This window comes from Bradyrhizobium vignae (assembly GCF_900324035.1).
Taxonomy (GTDB): Bacteria; Pseudomonadota; Alphaproteobacteria; order Rhizobiales; family Xanthobacteraceae; genus Bradyrhizobium; species Bradyrhizobium vignae.
This window is the reverse complement of record NZ_LS398110.1, coordinates 3,018,385-3,039,822: the sequence shown is the minus strand read 5'-3', so window position 1 is coordinate 3,039,822 and position 21,438 is coordinate 3,018,385. Positions and strand designations below refer to the sequence as shown.

Annotated in this window: 17 protein-coding genes; 10 read left to right on the top strand and 7 right to left on the bottom strand. The window is 64.8% G+C overall.

The genetic code is table 11. The features are described from left to right. Window positions 1-8: 8 nt before the first annotated feature. The gene (locus BRAD3257_RS14565) at window positions 9-599 is read right to left on the bottom strand and encodes a hypothetical protein (RefSeq protein WP_407119664.1); all 591 of its coding nucleotides are present in this window, start codon (window positions 597-599) and stop codon (window positions 9-11) included. Window positions 600-654: 55 nt separating this feature from the next. Between BRAD3257_RS14565 and BRAD3257_RS14560 the strand changes: the two genes are divergently transcribed. Next, window positions 655-1,089 (top strand): hypothetical protein, encoded by a 435-nt coding sequence (locus tag BRAD3257_RS14560; protein ID WP_122406565.1) that lies wholly within the window; start codon window positions 655-657, stop codon window positions 1,087-1,089. A 195-nt stretch (window positions 1,090-1,284) separates the two neighbouring features. Here BRAD3257_RS14560 and BRAD3257_RS14555 read toward each other — a convergent pair whose 3' ends face one another. Beyond that, window positions 1,285-3,684, bottom strand: a complete 2,400-nt coding sequence (locus BRAD3257_RS14555) for a bifunctional diguanylate cyclase/phosphodiesterase (protein WP_122402400.1) — start codon at window positions 3,682-3,684, stop codon at window positions 1,285-1,287. 271 nt (window positions 3,685-3,955) lie between these two features. Between BRAD3257_RS14555 and BRAD3257_RS14550 the strand changes: the two genes are divergently transcribed. Continuing rightward, the gene (locus tag BRAD3257_RS14550; protein ID WP_122402399.1) at window positions 3,956-5,176 is read left to right on the top strand and encodes an MFS transporter; all 1,221 of its coding nucleotides are present in this window, start codon (window positions 3,956-3,958) and stop codon (window positions 5,174-5,176) included. A 57-nt stretch (window positions 5,177-5,233) separates the two neighbouring features. On the opposite strand, the gene BRAD3257_RS14545 is transcribed toward BRAD3257_RS14550, so the two are convergent. Then, window positions 5,234-5,740 carry a YciE/YciF ferroxidase family protein gene (locus BRAD3257_RS14545; protein WP_122406564.1) on the bottom strand — a complete coding sequence of 169 codons (507 nt, stop codon included), beginning with the start codon at window positions 5,738-5,740 and terminating at the stop codon, window positions 5,234-5,236. Between the two features lie 426 nt (window positions 5,741-6,166). On the opposite strand from BRAD3257_RS14545, the gene BRAD3257_RS14540 reads away from it, so the two are divergent. Both BRAD3257_RS14540 and BRAD3257_RS14535 read left to right on the top strand, forming a co-directional pair. Then, the gene (locus BRAD3257_RS14540) at window positions 6,167-7,249 is read left to right on the top strand and encodes a lysylphosphatidylglycerol synthase transmembrane domain-containing protein (RefSeq protein ID WP_122402398.1); all 1,083 of its coding nucleotides are present in this window, start codon (window positions 6,167-6,169) and stop codon (window positions 7,247-7,249) included. Between the two features lie 82 nt (window positions 7,250-7,331). Next, window positions 7,332-9,281 (top strand): SGNH/GDSL hydrolase family protein, encoded by a 1,950-nt coding sequence (locus BRAD3257_RS14535; protein ID WP_122406563.1) that lies wholly within the window; start codon window positions 7,332-7,334, stop codon window positions 9,279-9,281. A 46-nt stretch (window positions 9,282-9,327) separates the two neighbouring features. On the opposite strand, the gene BRAD3257_RS14530 is transcribed toward BRAD3257_RS14535, so the two are convergent. Further along, complete coding sequence (locus tag BRAD3257_RS14530; RefSeq protein ID WP_122402397.1) at window positions 9,328-10,497, bottom strand: IS481 family transposase; 1,170 nt, start codon at window positions 10,495-10,497, stop codon at window positions 9,328-9,330. A 372-nt stretch (window positions 10,498-10,869) separates the two neighbouring features. Here BRAD3257_RS14530 and BRAD3257_RS14525 point away from each other — a divergent pair, with 372 nt between their 5' ends. From BRAD3257_RS14525 to garD, 6 genes are all read left to right on the top strand, one after another. Further along, window positions 10,870-12,222, top strand: coding sequence for an MFS transporter (locus BRAD3257_RS14525; protein ID WP_162500205.1), 1,353 nt, complete (start codon window positions 10,870-10,872; stop codon window positions 12,220-12,222). Window positions 12,223-12,344: 122 nt separating this feature from the next. Continuing rightward, on the top strand, window positions 12,345-13,250 hold the full coding sequence (locus tag BRAD3257_RS14520) for a LysR family transcriptional regulator (RefSeq protein WP_122402395.1): 906 nt from the start codon (window positions 12,345-12,347) through the stop codon (window positions 13,248-13,250). Window positions 13,251-13,374: 124 nt separating this feature from the next. Then, window positions 13,375-14,319 (top strand): 5-dehydro-4-deoxyglucarate dehydratase, encoded by a 945-nt coding sequence (gene kdgD, locus BRAD3257_RS14515; RefSeq protein ID WP_122402394.1) that lies wholly within the window; start codon window positions 13,375-13,377, stop codon window positions 14,317-14,319. A gap of 24 nt (window positions 14,320-14,343) precedes the next feature. Beyond that, a complete protein-coding gene (gene gudD / locus BRAD3257_RS14510) occupies window positions 14,344-15,687 on the top strand; it encodes a glucarate dehydratase (protein WP_122402393.1) in 1,344 nt (447 codons plus the stop codon). 18 nt (window positions 15,688-15,705) lie between these two features. Continuing rightward, window positions 15,706-17,154 (top strand): aldehyde dehydrogenase family protein, encoded by a 1,449-nt coding sequence (locus BRAD3257_RS14505; protein ID WP_122402392.1) that lies wholly within the window; start codon window positions 15,706-15,708, stop codon window positions 17,152-17,154. A gap of 95 nt (window positions 17,155-17,249) precedes the next feature. Next, window positions 17,250-18,791: a galactarate dehydratase gene (gene garD, locus BRAD3257_RS14500; RefSeq protein WP_122402391.1), complete on the top strand. Its 1,542-nt coding sequence runs from the start codon at window positions 17,250-17,252 to the stop codon at window positions 18,789-18,791. Between the two features lie 182 nt (window positions 18,792-18,973). Here the strand turns inward: garD and BRAD3257_RS14490 are convergent, their stop codons facing one another. The 3 genes from BRAD3257_RS14490 to BRAD3257_RS14480 all read right to left on the bottom strand — a co-directional run bounded on the left by BRAD3257_RS14490 (window position 18,974) and on the right by BRAD3257_RS14480 (window position 21,349). Beyond that, a complete protein-coding gene (locus tag BRAD3257_RS14490; protein ID WP_122406562.1) occupies window positions 18,974-19,327 on the bottom strand; it encodes a hypothetical protein in 354 nt (117 codons plus the stop codon). Between the two features lie 297 nt (window positions 19,328-19,624). After that, window positions 19,625-20,215 (bottom strand): DUF2147 domain-containing protein, encoded by a 591-nt coding sequence (locus BRAD3257_RS14485; RefSeq protein WP_122402390.1) that lies wholly within the window; start codon window positions 20,213-20,215, stop codon window positions 19,625-19,627. 105 nt (window positions 20,216-20,320) lie between these two features. After that, a complete protein-coding gene (locus BRAD3257_RS14480; protein ID WP_122402389.1) occupies window positions 20,321-21,349 on the bottom strand; it encodes an NAD(P)/FAD-dependent oxidoreductase in 1,029 nt (342 codons plus the stop codon). Between the last annotated feature and the right edge of the window lie 89 nt (window positions 21,350-21,438).

Below are 21,438 nucleotides of genomic sequence, written 5' to 3'. Positions count from 1 at the left end.
CGATCGGTCTACGGCAGCAAGGACCGGGGCAATTGATCGAAACTGTAGCTCCGCGGCTGGTTGCGCCGGACGAAGCCACCGATCTGCCAGGCGAACAGCGCGGCAAAGCCGACAATGAACAGCGCGCCCGCGAACTCGCCGATCATCAGGGCGCTGATCAGCAGCCCCGTCATGGCCAGCGTCAGCACCGACAGGAACGCCAGCACCGCCGCATAGGTCGTGCGACCGAGGCCTGCGGTCAATTCCGCGCGGCTGCCCGCTTTCGCCATCCGCGCATGGAGCTCGATGAGAAAATCGCGAAAGCCATTGTCCTGCGGCGCCATCAGGGCCGCGGTCTGCCAGCTCGTCGACAGGATCGCGACGCGGCCGCCGCCGTCGCGGCTGATATCGGCGCGAAAGCGGTGCTGCTGCATCGAGACCGGCCGGAACGACAGCCGGATCGCCGAGATCTCGTCGTAGCGCCACAGGCCGGAGCGTCCGGCGACGTGCCAGGACAGCCCCTGCTCCGTCAGCTCGAATCGATGCGCCGAGCCGATCAGCGAGGCCTTGTAGGCGTAGCTCGTGGCCGAACCAGCTTCAGCTCGCTGCATATCGATCATGATCCCATTCGCGATCGGCTTGCGCGATCGCCCTTGCCCATCCTACAAGCGAGGCATGGCTGAGACGACCTATTTTCCGCGCCACCTGATTCTCGGCGCCGCAATGATCTCCGGCGTGCTGCTGGCGCTCGCGGTGCACATGCTGGGCGCGCGCTACGGTCTCGACCTCGGCGGGCTCTGGCGCTCCGACACGCATGAGTTCATCCCCGCGGGCGCGGCGATCGCCTGGTGGCTGATCGCCACGGTCGGCTTCTCCGGCGGCTATTTCACGGCGAGCCTGATGCAGAGCGCCGTTTCCGGACAGATCCCGCAACGGATGCGGCAATTCCTGATCGCGGTCGGCGTGCTCTTGCTTGCGGGAGCGGGCCAGGCGGCCTCGGCGCCGAGCCCGATCCCGACCGTCTCGGGCGTGCTCGCCGGGCTCGCCGCCCTGTGCCTCGGTGCCGTGATGGCGTTCTGCGGCGCGCATTTCGCGCTGCGCCGCGGCTAACACGATTGCCGCCTAGCTTCACCTCTCCCGTAGGGAGAGGTCGGATCGCATCATAAGATGCGATCCGGGTGAGAGGTTACAGTGGCACTGAACGCTGCGGCCCCTCACCCGGATTGCTCAGGCGCGCAATTGCGCGCCATAGCAATCCGACCTCTCCCCGCTGGGTAGAGGTGAAGCTAGGGCGGCGGACCGCGCTCAAGCCGATGCGCGCAGCCGCGGGCGGTCCAGCATCATCGCCACATCGGACGCCGGCCGCGGCTTGCTGAACAGATAACCCTGCGCCTGGGTGCAGCCTTCGCGCCGGAGCAGCTCGAGCTGCACGTCGTTCTCGACGCCTTCCGCCGTGGTGATGATGCCGAGGCTGCGGCCGAGGCCGGTCACCGCACGGATGATCGCCATGGAATCCTCGCGCGTCGCCAGCTCCGACACGAAGGAGCGGTCGATCTTGATCTTGTCGAACGGGAAGCTGCGCAGATAGCTCAGCGAGGAATAGCCGGTGCCGAAATCGTCGAGCGAGATCCGCACGCCCATGGCGCGCAGCTCGTGCAGGGTCGTCAGCGTTGCCTCGCCGTTCTGGAGCAGCACCGATTCGGTGATCTCGAGCTCGAGACGGCGCGCATCAAGCCCCGAAGCGGTCAGCGCTTCGGTCACGGACGTGATCAGGTGCGGGCTCTTGAACTGCACCGGCGACAAATTGACGGCGACATCGACATCGTCGGGCCAGGTGGCTGCGTCGGTGCAGGCGGAGCGCAACACGAACTCGCCGAGCTGAACGATGAGCCCGGTCTCCTCGGCGAGCGGAATGAAGCTGATGGGTGCGATCAGCCCGCGCTGCGGATGGTGCCAGCGCAACAGCGCCTCGAAAGCAACGACGCGACCGCTGGCGACGTCGCGGATCGGCTGATAATAGACCTGAAACTCGTCGCGTTGCAGCGCCGCGCGCAGATCCATTTCCAACAGGCGCCGGGCTTGCGCGCGCGCATCCATGCCGGTCTCGAAGAAGCGATAGGTGCCGCGGCCGTCCGCCTTGGCGCGATAGAGCGCAAGGTCTGCGTTCTTCAACAGCTCATCCGGATTGCTGCCGTCCTGCGGCGACAGCGAGATGCCGATCGAGACGCCGATCACGATCTGATGGTCGTCTATCTCGTAGGGTGCCGAGATGACCTCGACGAGGCGCCCGGCGAGGGACCTCGCAGCGGTCTCCTCGGAACGTCCGATCTGGACCACCGCGAACTCGTCGCCACCGAGCCGCGCCACGGTGTCGTTCTCGCCGACGGTGGCCTTGAGCCTGCGGCCGACCTCCTTGAGCAGCGCATCGCCGATGGGATGGCCGAGCGAGTCGTTGATGTCCTTGAAGTGATCGAGATCGAGACAAAGCACGGCGAGCTGGTCGCCCGACTTGGTGCGACGCAGGCCCTGCTCGAGCTCCTCGTGGAACAGCACCCGGTTCGGCAGGCTGGTCAGCGCATCGTGGCGGGCCATGTGTGAGATCTTGGCCTGCGCCTCCAGCCATTCGGTGATGTCCTCGAAGGTGGCCACCCAGCCGCCGCCCTGCATCGGCTGGTTGACGACCCGGATCGAACGGCCCGACCGATTGACGATTTCGGTCGTGGTGCGGCCCTCGCGCGCGTCGGCGACGAGACGTGCGAAGAATTCATCGGCATTGCCCTGCCACTCGCCCTTGGCCTGCTCTTCCCGCAGCACGTCGACCAGCAGGCGACCGGTCAATGCAATGTCGGTGCGGCGGAGCATCGCGGCATAGCGCTCGTTGAACAGGATGATCTTGCCGTCCGCATCGAACATGCACAGTCCCTGCGACATGTTCTCCAGCGCGCTGTCCAACACGATCTGCTGGCGGCCCAGCTCGCCCTTGGCGCGGCGGTCGAGCAGCGCTGCTACCAGTGCGATCACGATGATCGCAGCCGCAGCACTCGCGGTGAAAACCGACAGCGATGTCGGCGGGATCGACAGTCCGCTGATCGCCAATGCCGGATCCGGCGTCAATTGCACTGCGCCCATAGCCGTGAAATGATGCGAGACGATGGCGATCGTCAGCAGCACAGTGGCGCCGAGCGCGCCGGACAAGCTTTCGCGTCGTCCAGCGACATGGAGTGCGAATGCACCGAAGACGAGCCCAAGCAGGATCGACGCGGCCACGGTGCCGGTTGCCCAGCTGACGCGCGCAGGGATCTCGAGGGCCATCATGCCGGTATAGTGCATCGCCGCCACGCCGCCTCCGACAATCGCCCCTCCGAGTGCAACGAGGCTGGGTCGCATGGTCGAAACCGCAACACTCAAGCCGACAAATGTGACGGCGATGGCGAAGATCAGCGATAGCAGCGTCACCGGCACGTTATAGGCGCCGACGGCACCCGGGCCGTACGCCAGCATGGCGATGAAATGCGTCGCCCAGATGCCGCAGCCGGCAACGACTGCGTCGAGCGTTAACCATACCAGGCGCCCCGATCCTCGCGTCGCGCGCGCCCGGTGAAACAGGCTGATTGCAGCCGAACTGGCGAGCAGGCAAACCGCGCCGCCAAGCGCGACCAGTCGCCAGTCGTGTTCATCCGTCAGACAGTAAAGCACCTGGTACATGAGCTTTCCCCAAACCTGCCATTACCAGAGCGGGCAAGTGGTGGATTTTGGGTAACGGAGGAGGACTGGCTTGCCGGATGGTGAACAGGCGCTTCCAGAATCAACCGTTCGTTGCGGTCCGAATGTCCTTCGCTGTCGTCTTTTCAACGGGGGATGGGCTCTGCCTGGATAGTCAATCTTCACGCGCGCAGGCCAGCCGCGCCGGCTGCACAGGGAACGGCGCATGATTGCTTCGAGTTGGGTGCCGTGAACCTACATCCAGGGGTCATGCATGGCGACGAAGCACACCTCCGTTCCATCACGCGCCGAGTCGGAGTTCAGCAGGACCGCGACCCTTGCAACCGTCGCCGCCCTGATCGCGGTGCTGTTTGCCGGCAGCACCGTGGTGACGCCCCTCTATGTGATATACGAGCGGCAGTTCGGCTTCGCGCAGGTCACCCTGACGCTGATCTACGCGGCCTATGTGATCGGCAATCTGGCAGCGCTGCTGGTGTTCGGGCGCATCTCCGACCAGATCGGCCGCCGCCGGACGGCCGCAATCGCAACGGCCATCGCCATCATCGGCGCGCTGGTGTTCCTGTTCGCGCACGGCATCGCGGCGCTCTATGTGGGGCGGGTGCTGAGCGGGTTGGCGATCGGGATCGGTGCGGGAACCGGCACGGCGTGGCTTTCGGAGTTGATCGACGAGACGGACAAATCCCGCGCCACCGTCGTCGCGACGTCCGCAAACTTCGCTGGCCTCGGTATCGGTGCGGTGATCGCGGGCCTGCTCGCCGACTACGCACCACATCCGTTGCGGACCCCTTTCATTGCCTATCTTGCGGCTCTCATGATGACGGTCATCCTGATCGCCTTTGCCGGCGAAACCGTTCCCCGGCCTCTCGATGCGCTCAGGCAGGTCTCGCTCCGTCCGCGCGCAGCCGTGCCCACCGCCATTCGCGCGGCGTTCGTCGCACCGGCGGTGACTGGCTTCGGCGCGATGGCTCTGGTGGCGTTCTTTGCCGCGCTGGTGCCGAGTGTGCTCGCCAACGAGCTGCACGAGACCAGCCACGCCATCGCGGGGGCCGTCTTCCTCGAGCTCGCTGCGACGGTTGCCATCGTCATCGCGCTGACGCGGCCGCTGCCGAGCCGGACGGCCATGCTGTGCTCGCTGGGCCTCATGCTCCCGAGCGTGTCATTGATCGTCGCCGCACAGTTCCAAGGCTCGCTCGCCCTGATGATCGCCGCGACCGCGCTATGCGGCGTCGCGGTGGGACTGGGTTATCGCGGCAGCCTGCAGGTGGTGAACCAGATCGCGCCGGAGGATCGTCGCGCGGAAGTGGTCTCGGCCTATTTCATCTGCGGCTTTCTCGGCAACGCCCTGCCGGTGATCGGCATCGGCGTGATCTCGACCCTGGCAAGCCCGCGTGTTGCGAGCCTGGTCTTCGCCGCGATGATCGCGGCCTTTGCCGTGATCGCGCTCGGCTTCGGCCTCAGATATTCGGATCGCTGAATCGAGAACGCCGCGCTGACGGCGCGGCGTTGCCGATATCGTTCCGCTACATTCGCCTCAGCTCGCCGCGCGCAGATTCACCTTGCTCTCCGCAAGCGCCGTCAGCTTCTTGTCGGTCGCCTTCTCTTCCTCGAGCGTCTTGGCCAGCACAGCCGCGCAGTCATTGCGGCCGAGCTGCTTGGCCCAGGCGATCAGGCTGCCGTAGCGGGCGATCTCGTAATGTTCGGCGGCCTGCGCCGCATTGATCAGGGCCGCATCCAGCACCGCCTGGTCCGCAACCTCACCCGCGGTCTCGTCGGCTTCCTCGATGATGCCGTCGATGGCCGGGCAGTCGACCGCCTTCACGGCGACGCCGTGCATCTTGAATACTTCCTCGAGCCGGGTGACGTGCTGATTGGTTTCCTCTAGGTGCGTCAAAAAGCCCTGTTTCAGCTGCGGATCGGTGGCCCTGCTTGCCATCTTCGGCAGCGCCTTGGTGAGCTGCTGCTCGGCATAATAGATGTCCTGGAGCTGATGCACGAACAGATCGTTCATGGTCTTGATGTCCTTTGTGAACAGTCCCATCGTTCCGGTCCTCTCGGTTTTGGGAACACGGAGGCGTCGGCTTGCATGAAAAGCCGCATATTCCGCCATGTTCGATTGCTGATCGAGCCTAACGAGCACGCGGTATCGACGTTCCAAAAAGGCCGATGACCACTTGCGCTGGAACAATGCGGACGGCGCCAAGATTTGAAATCATGCTGGCACACTAAGCGCGCGAGCGGAGCCGGTTTCACGACTCATATGCTTAAGGCGCACCCGATGTGAACCGCGTATGACAAAAGTGGCCGGTCCAACGCAGAACCTAATGTTGTCAAGGGCTGCACAAGCCGCTGTTTTTGCCTTAAATGAGCTGGATCATGCCTAGCGATCGATGCTTGCCTTTGGCCGTGATCGCGCCTGACCGGCCAATGCCTGGCCCGGTCGTCTTTGCCCCCGCCGGGAGGATGAATGCACGGACTGCTGCCCGCGCTGAAGCGCGGCTTCAAAAGATGGATCGGCTGGCGACGGCTCGGAATTGCCGCGAGCGTCTTCATCATCGCCTTCGCGATCACAACGCTGGTGCGGACCCTCAAGGGCATCGATACCGGGGTCATCCTGACCGCATTGACCGAGATTCCGCGCGGCAGTATCGGGCTGGCGGCGATCTGCGTCTTCTTTGCGTTCTGCACGCTGACCTTCTACGACTTTTTTGCGCTGCGAACGATCGGCAAGAAGCACGTGCCCTATCGCATCGCGGCGCTGTCCAGCTTCACGTCCTATTCGATCGGCCACAACATCGGCGCCACCGTCTTCACCGGCGGGGCAATCCGCTTCCGGATCTATTCGGACTACGGGCTGAACGCGATCGACGTCGCGAAGATCTGCTTCCTGTCGGGCCTGACCTTCTGGCTCGGTAACATCTTCGTGCTCTCGATCGGCATGGCCATCCATCCGGATGCCGCCTCCGCGATGGACCAGCTGCCCGCGCCGCTCAACCGCCTGATCGCGCTCGGCGGCCTCGCCTCGATCGGCGCCTATCTGGTCTGGCTCTGCATGGGCGCAAAGCGGCGCGAGCTCGGCCAGAAGGGCTGGAAGGTGGTGCTGCCATCGGCGCCGCTGACATTGGTGCAGATCCTGATCGGCGTGGTCGATCTCGGCTTCTGCGCCACCGCCATGTACCTCTTGATGCCGGCCAGCCCGCCGATCGACTTCATGTCGCTCGCCGTCGTGTTCATTCTGGCGACCCTGATCGGCTTTGCCAGCCACGCGCCCGGCTCGATTGGCGTGTTCGATGCAGCCATGCTGGTGGCGCTGCCGGAATTCGGCCGCGAACAGCTGCTGGCGACGCTGCTGGTGTTCCGTCTTCTCTATTTCGTGATCCCGTTCGCCCTTGCCATCTCCATCATGGGCGCGCGCGAGCTCTGGATGAACGTGGTCAAGCCGTGGCAGGAACGACGGCGGCTGGCGGAGGCCTGCGCGCAGGCCAACCTGCCCAAGCAGGTGACGACCATGGAACGTGAGCGGTCGCTGCGCCAAGTCGCCAAGCGCTAGGTCTCCCCTGAGACAAAGGTTGCAGGCGGGTGAGCAATGCTCTCTTATTTCCGCCTCAACTTTGCCGTTGAAGACGCGGGCCATGTTCCGATCATCGCTTAAAACCCTCTCCGCAGGCGCCCTGCTGCTTGTCGGGTTGCTGACGATTTTGCCGCCCGAGCCCGCTGCCGCACAGGACGATGCCCTGCAAATCACCTGGGAGGTACGTAACCGCTTCCGGCTGTTCCGTGAGGAGCGCGACTTCCTGCTCCATGTCGAAAACGCGCGTAACCGCAGCATCCTTGCCGCCGAGCAGTCACTGGAGCTCCAGAGCGAGGGCCGCGGCTGGGCCCGCAACATGGTCAACCGCCTGTGCATCGACCTCCAGGGCCGGGTCAACCAGCCTTGCACCCGCGACAACGTCAAAGAGAACTACATTACACCGATCGACCATCCGGTGACGGTACGCCTGACCGGCGCGGTGCCGGTCGGCGCCATCTGCACCTGGTCGTTCGATGATGGCGATGGACCGCAAGCCTCGACCTTCGACTGCGCCGAGCCGATCAATTTGCGCGTCCGCTACGGCAAGCCGACGGTCGCGACCGTCGACGTCTCAGCCGGCTCCGATCCGACCCAGCGGGTCCAGACCGAGATTCAGGTCCGCGACATCTTCGTCGCTGGCCTAGGGGATAGCATCGCCTCCGGCGAAGGCAATCCGGATCGGCCGCTGGCACTGGCAGATGAAGGATTTTGCTTCCGCTCCTATCTCGGCACTGCAGGCGCGCAGTATTACCGGCCGAGCCGCCATGGCTTCAAGGGCGGTCGCGCCTGTGAGGCGCCGGATACGCTCGCCAACTGGCAACGTTACAGCGCGCTCTGGTTCAACGCACCTTGCCATCGCTCGCTCTACAGCTATCAGGCGCGTACCGCGCTGGCGCTCGCCGTGCGCTATACCCACATCGCCGTGACCTTCCTGCCGCTCGCCTGCACCGGCGCCAGCATTGGCGACGGGCTGCTCGGCTCACAGCGCGCCCGCGAATGCCCGCCCGGCAAGACCGGTGTCTGCAACACCAGCGTGAACGCGCAGCTCGCCGAGCTGCGCGAAGCGCTCACCGCGGCAAAGAAACGCCAGCCCGACCGCACGCTCGATCTCGTGCTGCTGTCGGTCGGCGCCAACGACGTCTATTTCTCCGGCCTCGTCGCCGACGTCATCGTCGACACTGCGACCGAGCGCACGCTGTTCCGCCGCTCCGGCGTGATGGCCAGCGTCGATGATTCCCGCGATGCGCTGCAGCGCGAGCTGCCGCAGAACTTCGTCAAGTTGCGCGAGGCGCTGAAGCCGCTCGTCGGCGGCGACCTCTCGCATGTGGTCTATGTCTCCTATGCCAATCCTGCGCTCGCCGACGGCGGCGTGCCCTGCCGCGGCGGCCGCGCCGGCTTCGACATCCATCCGTCCTTCAACGCCGACCCGCAGCGCCTCGCCCGCGTCTCCACCTTCGTCGACACGGAATTCCTGCCGCAACTGAAGGGACTCGCTACCTGCACCCGCGGCGCGCTGTGCCGCGATCCCGAATCCGACCGCATGACCTTCGTCGACGGGCACCAGGCCGCGTTCGCCGATCACGGCTTCTGCGCCCATTCCGGCAGCGATCCCGAATTCGACCGCAGCTGCTTTGCCGAGAACGGCCAGAGCTTCAATCCTGATATCGTCAGCGCAGCGAGCCAGCCGATGCTGTGCGGTCGCGGCGCCTCGGAATATCGCGCCTACCTGCCCCGCGCGCGCTGGATCCGCGATGCCAACGACAGCTATTTTGCTGCGATGACCTATCCGCAGGGCCTGCCCGCGGCGAGCCAGCCGACCGACATCCACGACGCGACCTGGGGCGTGCTGTCCGCCGTTTATGGCGGCGCCGTGCATCCGAGCGCCGAAGGCCACGCCGCGATGGCGGATGCGGCACTGCCGGCTGCAAGCGCCGTGCTCGGGCTCGACGCGGTGCCTCCCAACGTGACGCGAGGATTTCTGCCTCAGCTGCTGCCGAGCGCGCAGCAGTAGCACGACGCTCCTTCCACTTACTCGGTGTCATCGCCCGACTTGATGTTCAGCCCGGGGACATGACCGACGGGTGTTCGGGGACATAGCCGACACATTCTCCGCTCGCCAAGTCGATGATAGCGACTTGGTGGGCGGCAAAGAAGATCCCGTATTGCGCATCGTTTGCCGAGGGGCGGATGGCGAGGCGCTCGCCACGGAAGGCCTGTGGCACTTTCCAAAGACGTCCCTTGAAGCTGACATAGGCTTTGGTCGTGGAGACGCGGCGCACGATCTCATGGCTGTCGTATTCGACCTGTGGCAATCGATCGGGCATTGCTCGCTGGCTGGGCCGATATCGACTGGCCGGGACCTGTTGTCCGAGCGCCTCGTGTGGCCGTTCGAAGTTGTAGACTTCCCGCCAGGCGTCGAAGGCACGCTGCGTCTCTGCGAGATCGCGGAACTGTCGCAGTGCGAACACCTCAGCCGCGAGGGTGCGGTGGAATCGTTCATTCTTGCCGCGGCTTTGCGGGTGATATGGGCGGCTGTGGATGACGGCGACGCCAAGCTTGAGCAGCCACACCGAGAACCGTGTCCATCGCTCGCCGGAAGGATCACCCCAGGGCGAACCATTGTCGACGAAGAAAGCCTCCGGGAGCCCGTAGTGGCGAAAGGTCTTCTCCAAGCGGCGGCGCACGGTATCTGTGCGTTGATCGGCACAGGCCTGCAGGCACAGATCATAGCGGGAGTGGTCATCCACCACCGTCAGAGGATGGCACTGGGTATCATTGCCGAGCCGAACCCAGCCTTTGAAGTCCATCTGCCACAACAGATTGGGGGCCGGCATCTCGAAACGCTGGCTTGCCGTCGGGCCGCCGATCGGAGGCTTGATGCGGCCAGACCGACGCAAGATCTGATGAACTGTTGAGACTGCTGGCGAACGCAAGCCATTGCGCTCCAGGCAGTGAGCTATCTTGCGAGCTCCCCATGCCGGATGGGCATCGCGTACCGCGAGAATACGTGCCTCAAGCTCGCAATCGGTCTGTCCCGGGCTCGCATGCGGTCGGCGCGAGCGGTCGTCGACATTCTGATCCGCTTGCCATCGTGCAAGCCATTTGTAGCCCGTGTCGGGATGGATATTGAACCGCCGGCAGAGCTCCCGCCGGTTCGCTCCCTCCTGCATCGCAAGCCGCACGAACTCCCGCCGCTGATCCATCACCGACACCTCTCGCCAGGGCATGGACTTGGCCTCCTTTACTGCCAAATCCCTGCACTATGATGTGTCGGCTATGTCCCCGAACACCCGTCGGTCATGTCCCCGGGCTGAACACTTGATCGGGCGATCTGGTACGCCGTGACAGCAGTGATTCAATCGAGAGGCCGCGGCGTACTGGATTCCCCGCTTTTGCGGGGAATGACAGCGGTATGCGGAGCACGAGCTCGCGCATCATCAAAGCTTGCGCGTTCGCCATCACCACGAACGTCCCCTCACCTGCCGTTCCATCAATCCAAAAACGGCATCGATCGATACTCCCTTGAACTTGGACACCCCGCCGCGCGCACCTCTAGGACTCGGGTCGAGGAAAACATTTCGACTTCGAGGAGGCGCGTGATGAGCGCAGTGGTGTCCGCAGCGGACGTGAGTAGGTCTCGCGTCAGGCTGTTCATCGTGACCATGTTGTTCCTGGTCACCACCGTGAATTATGCCGACCGCGCTACGCTCTCGATCGCGGGTCCCGCGCTCTCGAAAGAGCTGAATCTCGATCCCGTCGCCATGGGCTGGATCTTCTCGGCCTTCGGCTGGTCCTATGTCGTGGCGCAGGTGCCGGGCGGCTGGCTGCTCGACCGCTACGGCTCGCGCCTCGTCTATGCCTTCAGCATCATCATCTGGTCGCTGTTCACGCTGATGCAGGGCTGGGTCGGCTTCCTCAGCGCCGGCGCTGCCATCGTCGTGCTGTTTGCGCTTCGCCTGCTTGTCGGCATTGCGGAGGCGCCTTCCTTCCCGGCGAATGCGCGCATCGTCGCGGCCTGGTTTCCCGGCAATGAACGCGGCACCGCATCCGCCTTCTTCAACTCCGGCCAGTACTTCGCCACTGTGATCTTCGCGCCGCTGATGGGCTGGATCGCGCACACCTACGGCTGGCGCTTCGTGTTCTTCGTGATGGGCGCGCTCGGCATCGTCATGGGCCTCGTCTGGCTCAGGACCATCTATGGCCCGAAGGAGCACCCTTCGATCAACGAGGCTGAGTTCGACTACATCAGGGAAGGTGGCGCGCTGGTCGATCTCGACGCGCCCAAGGATGATCGGCTGCGCGCGCGTGCGCCCGAGGCCGGCTCCGGCTGGGACCACATCCGCCAGCTGCTTTCCAATCGCATGATGCTCGGCGTCTATCTCGGCCAGTACTGCATCAACACGCTGACCTATTTCTTCCTGACCTGGTTTCCGGTCTATCTCGTCAAGGAACGCGGGCTGTCGGTCCTGCAAGCGGGCTTCGTCGCGACGCTACCCGCTCTGTGCGGCTTCATCGGCGGCGTGCTCGGCGGCATCATCTCGGACGCGATCCTGCGCCGGACCGGCTCGCTGACCATGGCGCGCAAGATCCCGATCGTGGGCGGCATGCTGCTGTCGATGTCGATCATCGCCTGCAACTATGTCGAGGGACAGGCGCTGGTGGTCGGCTTCATGGCGCTCGCCTTCTTCGGCAAGGGCATCGGCGCGCTCGGCTGGGCGGTCGTCTCCGACACCTCGCCGAAGGAAGCCGGCGGCATCTCCGGCGGCCTGTTCAATACCTTCGGCAACCTGTCCTCGATCACCACGCCGATCGTGATCGGCTACATCCTGGCCGCGACCGGCTCGTTCAACGGCGCGCTGGTGTTCGTCGGCCTCAACGCGCTAGTGGCCGCCTTCGCCTATCTCGTCATCGTCGGCAAGATCGAGCGGGTGACGCTGAAACGTTCCTCCTGAGGGCTCCCATGGGAGCTTGACCAGGCAACTCAACGGCGGCTTCACGGCCGCCGTCTTTGTTTTGGGGATGATCGATGCTAGAAGTGCCGGCGAAACGCCTTATTCATCTAAGGCATGTATCGATGTTCGACCTCAACCAGCTCCGCTGTTTCGTCACGGTGGCGGAGGAACTGCATTTCGGCCGCGCCGCCGCGCGGCTGAACATGACCCAGCCGCCGCTGTCCCGGCAGATCCAGGTGCTCGAGCACATCATCGACGCGCCGCTCTTGGAGCGTACCAGCCGCTCGGTGCGCCTGACACCTGCGGGACGCAGCTTCCTGCCGGAGGCGCGGCGCATCCTCAAGCTTGCGGAAAGCGCCTCGCAAGTTGCCCGCCGCATCGCGCTCGGCAAGACCGGCTCGCTCAAGATCGGCTTCACCGCGGCCGCCGCCTACGGCTTCCTGCCCGAGCTCGTCGCCGCCTGCCGTGCCAAGCTGCCCGAGGTGGACTTCTCGCTGAAGGAGATGGTGTCGGGCGACCAGTTCGAGGCGCTGACCTCGGGCCAGATCGACGCCGGCCTGCTCAGGCCGCCGATCGCGCGGCCCGAGCTGACCAGCCGCCGCGTCGTCGCCGAGCCCCTGCTCGCCGCGATCCCGAAGAAGCATCCGCTCGCCAACGCCGACGGCATCACCATCAAGGATTTCGACGACCAGCCCTTCGTGATGTATTCGCCCTATGAGAGCCGCTACTTCCACGATCTGCTGGTGGCTCTCTTCACCCGGGCCGACGTGCTGCCGCGCTACGTCCAGCATCTCAGCCAGATCCACTCCATCCTCGCCATGGTGCGCGCCGGCCTCGGCCTTGCCATCGTGCCGGCCGCAGCCGCGAGCCTGAAGATCTCCGACGTGCGGCTGCGCCCGCTGAAGCTGCGCACCCGCGTTCCCGTCGAGCTCTTCATGGTCTGGCGCCGCGACGACGAGAATCCGCTGCTGTCGGCCCTGGTCAAAATCGCCGGCGAATTGTCCTCCGCGGAGCTGACGGAGGATTGATGCTCAATCTGCATCGGTCGATATAGGCTTTGGCTTGGACGCGCATCGAACGGTCTCCTAAACCACGGCGCATGGACGCGCAGGCTTGCGTCCTCCACAACACGCACGAAAGGGAGCAGCGCCCGTGAGCAAGATGACCCCGCAGGAGATGGCCCAGAAGATCGGATCGGGCCTCCTGTCCTTCCCCGTCACGCCGTTCAGGGCGGACTACTCCTTCGACGAGGCGACCTACCGCGCCAACATGGACTGGCTCTGCGGCTACGACGTTGCCGGACTGTTCGCCGCCGGCGGCACCGGTGAGTTCTTCTCGCTGACCCCGACCGAGGTTCCGCAGATCGTGAAGATCGCCGTCGAGGAGACCAAGGGCCGCGTGCCCGTGCTCGCCGGCACCGGCTACGGCACCGCAATCGCCCGCGAGATCGCGATCGGTGCCGAGAAGGCTGGCGCCGACGGCCTGCTGCTGCTGCCGCTTTACCTCACCCATTCCGAGCAGGACGGCCTTGCCGCCCATGTCGAGGCGGTCTGCGCCTCCGTTAAGATCGGCGTCATCGTCTACAACCGTGACAACGCCATCCTCCAGCCCGATACGCTCGCGCGCCTCGCCGAGCGCTGCCCGAACCTCGTCGGCTACAAGGACGGCATCGGCGACATCGAGCTGATGACGCGCGTCTACACCAAGCTCGGCGATCGCCTCACCTATATCGGCGGCCTGCCGACCGCGGAGACTTTCGCGCTGCCCTATCTCGACATGGGCGTGACGACCTATTCCTCGGCCGTGTTCAACTTCGTGCCGGAGTTCGCCACCAATTTCTACGCCGCGGTGCGCAAGCGCGACCATGAGACGATCCACGCCGGCCTGAAGAACTTCATCCTGCCGCTGATCGCGATCCGCAATCGCAAGAAGGGCTATGCAGTCTCGATCATCAAGGCCGGCATGAAGGTGATCGGCCGCGATTCCGGCCCGGTCCGTCCGCCGCTGACCGACCTCACGGAGCAGGAGATCGCCGAACTGACCGCGCTGGTGAAGAAGCTGCCCGCCGCACGATCGTCACAACAGGCTGCAGAATAACAAGACGACAGGGAGGAGCGTGCGATGGCCCGGACTGAGATTTCTGGTGCACCGGTCGTCACATCGATGCAGGTGATCCCGGTTGCGGGCCGCGACAGCATGCTCCTCAACCTCAGCGGCGCGCATGCGCCCTTCTTCACCCGCAACATCGTCATCCTCACCGACAATGCCGGCCACACCGGCGTCGGCGAGGTGCCGGGCGGGCAGAAGATCTGGCAGACACTCCAGGACGCGCGCGATCTCGTGATCGGCAAGACCGTCGGGGCGATGAACAACATCCTCGCCGACGTCCGTACCGCCTTTGCCGACCGCGACGCCGGGGGCCGCGGCAAGCAGACGTTTGACCTGCGGGTGATGATCCACGCGGTCACCGCGATCGAATCCGCGCTACTCGACTTGCTCGGCCAGCATCTCGGGCTGCCGGTCGCCGCGCTACTCGGCGAAGGCCAGCAGCGCACAAGCGTCGAGACGCTCGGCTATCTCTTCTTCGTCGGTGATCGCCGCAAGTCCCGCCTGCCCTATGTGGAAGGCGAGACCGGCGGGGCGGAATGGTTCAACCTCCGCCATCAGGAGGCGATGACGCCGGAGACGGTGGTGCGCCTCGCCGAGGCCACCCACGACCATTACGGCTTTGCCGATTTCAAGCTCAAGGGTGGCGTGCTCCGCGGCGAGCAGGAGATCGAGGCCGTCACTGCCATCGCAAAGCGCTTTCCGAACGCGCGCGTCACGCTCGACCCCAACGGCGCCTGGTCGCTGGATGAGGCGATCAGCCTCTGCAAGGACATGCACGGCATCCTCGCCTATGCCGAGGATCCCTGCGGCGCCGAGGCCGGCTTCTCCGGCCGCGAGATCATGGCCGAGTTCCGCCGCGCCACCGGCCTGCCGACCGCAACCAACATGATCGCCACCGACTGGCGGCAGCTCTCCCACGCGGTGCGCTTAGGGGCGGTGGACATTCCGCTCGCCGATCCCCATTTCTGGACCATGCAAGGCTCGGTGCGCGTCGCCCAGACCTGCCGTGACAACGGCCTGACCTGGGGCTCGCACTCCAACAACCATTTCGACATTTCACTCGCCATGTTCACCCATGTCGGCGCAGCCGCGCCCGGCAAGGTCACCGCGATCGACACCCACTGGATCTGGCAGGACGGCCAGGCCCTGACCAGAGAGCCGCTGCAGATCAAGGGCGGCCAAATTGCGGTCCCGGACAGGCCGGGCCTGGGTATCGAAATCGACAGGGCCGCTATCGACGCCGCGCATGAGCTCTACAAGCAGCATGGACTTGCCGCCCGCGATGACGCTATTGCCATGCAGGACCTGATCCCCGGCTGGACCTTCGACGACAAGCGTCCCTGCCTCGTTCGTTAAAATACTCTGGAGGAAACGATGACTGCGATCCTGAAGAACTTCATCGGCGGCGAATGGGTCGACGGCTCCGGCATCACGAAGAACATCAACCCCTCCAACACCAACGATCTCGTCGGCGAATATGCCAAAGCCGACAAGGCGCAGACCGAGAAGGCGATCGCCGCCGCAAAGGCTGCCTTCCCCGCCTGGTCGCGCTCGACGCCGCAGGAGCGCTATGACGCGCTGAACAAGATCTCCGCCGAGATCCTCGCCCGCAAGGAAGAGCTCGGCCGCCTGCTCGCCCGCGAGGAAGGCAAGACGCTGCCCGAGGGGATCGGCGAGGTCGCCCGCGCCGGCCAGATCTTCGCGTTCTTCGCCGGCGAAGCGCTACGCCTGATCGGCGAGAAGGGCGCCTCGGTCCGTCCCGGCCTCGACGTCGAGCTCACCCGCGAGCCGGTCGGCGTCGTCGGCATGATCACGCCCTGGAATTTCCCGATCGCGATCCCCGCCTGGAAGATCGCGCCGGCGCTGTGCTACGGCAACACGGTCGTGTTCAAGCCGGCCGAGCTGGTGCCGGGCTCCGGACATGCACTCGCCGAAATCATCACCCGTTCCGGCGTTCCCGCCGGCGTGTTCAACCTCGTGGTCGGCTCCGGCTCGGTGGTCGGCCAGACCCTGCTCGAGCACCCCGATGTGGCCGCGATCTCCTTCACCGGGTCGGTGCAGACGGGGCGCAAGATCGCGCAGGCCTGCGTGCTCTCGAACCCGATGAAGAAATTCCAGCTCGAGATGGGCGGCAAGAATCCCCTGGTCGTGCTCGACGACGCCGACCTCAAGACCGCCGTCGAGGTCGCCGTCAACGGCGCCTATTTCTCGACCGGCCAGCGCTGCACCGCCTCCTCGCGCCTGATCGTCACCGAAGGCATCCACGACCGCTTCGTCGCGGCGATGGCCGAGCGGTTGAAGGGGCTGTCGGTGGACGATGCGCTCAAGACCGGCGTGCATATCGGCCCCGTCGTCGACCAGAGCCAGCTCGACCAGGATCTCCGCTACATCAAGATCGGCCAGGACGAGGGCGCCAAGCTCGCCTTCGGCGGCGAGCTGCTCAAGCGCGAGAACCCCGGTCATTACCTGCAGCCGGCGCTGTTCACCGAAGCCAACAACAACATGCGCATCGCGCGTGAGGAAATTTTTGGTCCGGTCGCCGCCGTCATTCGTGCGAAGAACTACGAGGAAGCGCTCGCGATCTCCAACGACACCGAGTTCGGCCTCGCCTCCGGCATCTGCACCACCAGCCTGAAATACGCCTCGCACTACAAGCGCAACAGCGAGTCCGGCATGGTGATGGTCAATCTGCCGACCGCCGGCGTCGACTATCACGTGCCGTTCGGCGGACGGAAGGGCTCGAGCTACGGGGCCCGCGAGCAGGGCTCCTACGCGCGCGAGTTCTACACCACGGTGAAGACGGCCTACACGAATCCGGGTTGACGAGTGATGTCGTGCCGCGGCGCAGGTGTCCACCTCTCCCCTCCGGGGAGAGGTGAACGAAAACACGGTTTCTTCCGTTCTTGAGGCAAGCGAAGATGGACCAGGACGTCGCAGCGAAAGAGCAGCCCCGCTACATCAAGCTCAACGAGCGCGACAACGTCGCGATCGTGGTCAATGATTTCGGGCTTCCCGCCGGTTCGCGCTTTGCATCGGGACTGACGCTGCGCGCCTTCGTGCCGCAAGGGCACAAGACCGCGCTGGTCGATATCGCGGAAGGCGCGCCGATCATCCGTTATGGCGAGATCATCGGCTACGCGCTGTCGCCGATCCTGGCCGGCGAGTGGGTGGACGAGGCCCGCATCCGCATGCCGGAGGCCCCTGCCCTCGACAAGCTGGAAATCTCGACCGCCGTCCCCGCACCGCTGCCGCCGCTCGAAGGCTTCACCTTCGAGGGCTATCGCAATCCGGACGGCTCGGTCGGCACCAAGAACATCCTCGGCATCTCCTCCTCCGTGCAATGCGTCAAGGGCACGATGGAATATGCGGTCAAGCGCATCCGCGCCGAGCTGCTGCCGAAATATCCGAACGTCGATGACGTCGTGCCGTTGACCCATGCCTACGGCTGCGGCGTCGCCATCACCGCGCCCGACGCGGTCGTGCCGATCCGCACCCTGCAGAACCTCGCGCTCAACCCGAATTTCGGCGGCGAGATTTTGGTCGTCGGCCTCGGTTGCGAGAAGCTCGCGCCCGAGCGGCTGGTGCCGGCAGGCATCAACGACGCCATCGTGCGCATGCAGGACGAAGCCTTCGACGGCTTTGGCGCGATCGTCGATGCGATCATGACCCAGGCCGAAGCCCGCCTGAAGGTGCTCAACACGCGCAAGCGCGAGACCTGCCCGGCCTCCGATCTCGTCATCGGCCTGCAATGCGGCGGTAGCGATGCCTTCTCCGGCGTCACCGCGAATCCCGCCGTCGGCTTCGCCGCGGACCTGCTGGTGCGCGCCGGCGCGACCGTGATGTTCTCGGAAGTCACCGAAGTGCGCGACGCCATCCAGCTGCTGACGCGACGCGCCATCAACGAGGATGTCGGCCGCGCGCTGGTGCGTGAGATGGCCTGGTACGATTCCTACCTCGCCCGCGGCGGCGCCGACCGCAGCGCCAACACCACGCCCGGCAACAAGAAGGGCGGCCTTGCCAACATCGTCGAGAAGTCGCTCGGCTCGATCGTGAAGTCCGGCTCCTCCGCCATCGCCGGCGTGCTCTCGCCCGGCGAGAAGGCGACGCAGAAGGGCATGCTGTTCGCAGCAACACCGGCAAGCGACTTCATCTGCGGCACGCTCCAGCTCGCCTCCGGCATGACCCTGCAGGTGTTCACCACCGGTCGCGGCACGCCCTATGGCCTCGCCGCCGCGCCCGTCATCAAGGTCGCGACCCGCAGCGAGCTCGCGCGGCGCTGGAAAGACCTGATCGATTTTGATTCAGGCAGCATCGCCACCGGCGAGAAGACCATCGAGGAATGCGGCTGGGATCTGTTCCGCCTGATCCTCGATGTCGCCTCCGGCCGCGTCAAGCCGTGGTCGGACCGCTGGGGCATCCACAATGATCTCACGCTGTTCAACCCCGCGCCGGTGACGTGAGGGGCTCGAACCACCGACCTCCTGTTCCACAGACAGGCGCTCTTACCCCTTGCGCTTTCCCGCGGCCGCCGCCCCGGTCAAATCTCCGCAGCTTGATCTGCAAGAGCGTTAGGCAGGGTGCATCGGCGCTTCCGCGAAACCGTCCGGAAACATTGGCGCGCAGACCGGAATGACACGCGGGTCTAAGTCATGCTGCCCGGCATGAAGCAGCGCACGCGCGGATGGCCGTCGACATAGTGCTTCCAGACCATGGTGCGGCCGATCTTGTTCGGCACGGTGATCACCGCACCGTCGGGCACCACGACCCATTCGTCGTCGATGCGCACGCGGTAGTGGCCGCGATCGGATTCCCAATCGACGTCGGCGATGACATAGCCGTCGGCGTCGGAGCAGCACTGTCCGTATTCGCTATGCAGACTCTCGAACCAGGGTTTTAATGGCGAGTTGGCGTAGCGGCCGTCATCGCGCGCCAGCGCCGATGTGGCCAATAGCGCGATCAATCCCAGCAGCGTGGCGGCACACGATATTGCTTTCATGGTGTCTCCGCGGTCGAAGTGATCGCCGCGAGGCAAACGCTGCCGTCCGCCCTCCGCGTGGTGCGCGGCAGGCGTGGAGACGGCGACTCGCTCCCCCAGCAGCTTTGCCGGCAGCCATGCAAATCCGGCGCCAGCGCGCATTCCGGGGAACTACTGGAGCGGGTCCGGCGCGTGTTCGCCTTTCGGCGAACGTGGCCGCACGGGCCGTGCAATGACGTTGAGAAGCTGGCACGTCCTGGATTCCCAGCCTAAGCGGGAAGAGGACGCACCGAAGCTACGAGTGCTGAGGCGGCGCGCCTACTGCTTCGCAGGGGCCATCATCGCGCCGCCCTTCTTCGCCGCGGGTGCGGGCGGTTTCGCGGCTGCAGCCTGCGCGGGCAGGTATTTTGCGACGATGGCAGGATCCACCTGGGCAATGTAGGCATCGGGTAGGCGCGTCCAGGTCTCGTCCTTGCCGAGCAGCGCGATGCCGAGATAGCCGCGCAGCGTCAGGGTCTGGCCGTCGGGGCTGACCCGCATATTGGCCTTCCAGATCTGGCCGTCGCGCGGATTGAGCACGTTGCCCCCTTCGTACTTCAATCCTTCGCGCTTCATGTTGCGGACGAAGGAGATGCCGAGCACCGGCGCGTTCTTGCGATCGTCGGTGCACTTGGAGCAGACTTCGTTCGGATTGTCGGTTGGCCGCGGGAAGGTCTTGGCGATCACACCTTCGAACACGCCGTTGTGGTCGATGAAGAGGAACCATCCGACCGTCTTGCCGTCTTCGACCTTCTGCCAGAGGCCCGCCGCCGTGGGCTCGGTGGTCTGTGCCGCACACGGCGTCACCGTCGCGAGCGACAATGCGAGCGCGAGGAAGGAGAGCTGCCGAAAGCTGGAGAAATTCCGCATTAGATCACCTTGTTATTCCACGACCGGAATGGCCGCAGACTACGGCGATTTCGCGAACGGTTCCAGCACCAGAAACATGGGGCATCGCCTCCCCGCTGCGTTCCGTCAGTTGACACCGAGCTTCTTTTGCAGGCTGGAGGACGAGGTCGTGTACTGGAACACGAGCCGCTTCTCCGGATAGACATAACGATGGGCTTTTTGCGACATCAGCGCGCCCTCGTGGAAGCCGCACAGGATCAGCTTGATCTTGCCGGGATACGTGTTGATATCGCCGATGGCGAAGATGCCTGATACGTTGGTTTCGAACGCGGATGTCTCGACCGGCACGAGGTTGTTCTCCAGCGCAATGCCCCAATTCGCGACCGGGCCGAGCTTCATGGTCAGCCCGAAGAACGGCAGCATGGCCTCGCAGGCAATCTCGCTCAAGCTGTTGTCGTTGCCCTTGACGGTCGCGCCGGTGAGCTTGCCGTCAGCGCCGGAGAGCGCGGTGACTTGGCCGAGCCGCAGATCCATCTTGCCGCCAGCGACGAGCGCGCGCATCTGCTCGACGCTGTGGGGCGCGGCGCGAAACTCGTCGCGCCGATGCAGAAGCGTGATGCGCTTGGCCAGCGGATGCAGATTGAGCGTCCAGTCTAGCGCGGAATCGCCGCCGCCGACGATCAGCACGTTCTTGTCGCGGAACGTCTCCATCTTGCGCACGGCATAATGCACCGACGTGCCTTCATAGGCCTCGATGCCCGGCACCGGCGGACGCTTGGGCTGGAATGAGCCGCCGCCGGCCGCGATCACCACCACCTTGCACTCGAACACCTTGCCGGTGTCGGTGGTGCAGCGAAAGGCGGGATCGCCGATCTTCTCCACGGTCTCGACCATCTCGCCGAGATGGAAGGTCGGATGAAACGGCTTGATCTGCTCCATCAGCGCGTCGGTGAGCCCCTGCCCCGAAACCTGCGGAATGCCGGGAATGTCGTAGATCGGTTTTTCCGGATAGAGCTCGGCACACTGGCCGCCGACCTTGTCGAGGATGTCGACGAAATGCGCCTTCATGTCGAGAAGGCCGAGCTCGAAGGCGGCGAACAGACCGCAGGGGCCGGCGCCAATAATCAGCACATCGGTTTTGATCACGTCGCTCATGTCGTCTCTTTATCGATCGTTATCGGTTAGACGGAGCCCTTTGGGCTGAGGTGACCCTGCCTGTCTAGCCAACGGGGATGGAACAGGGA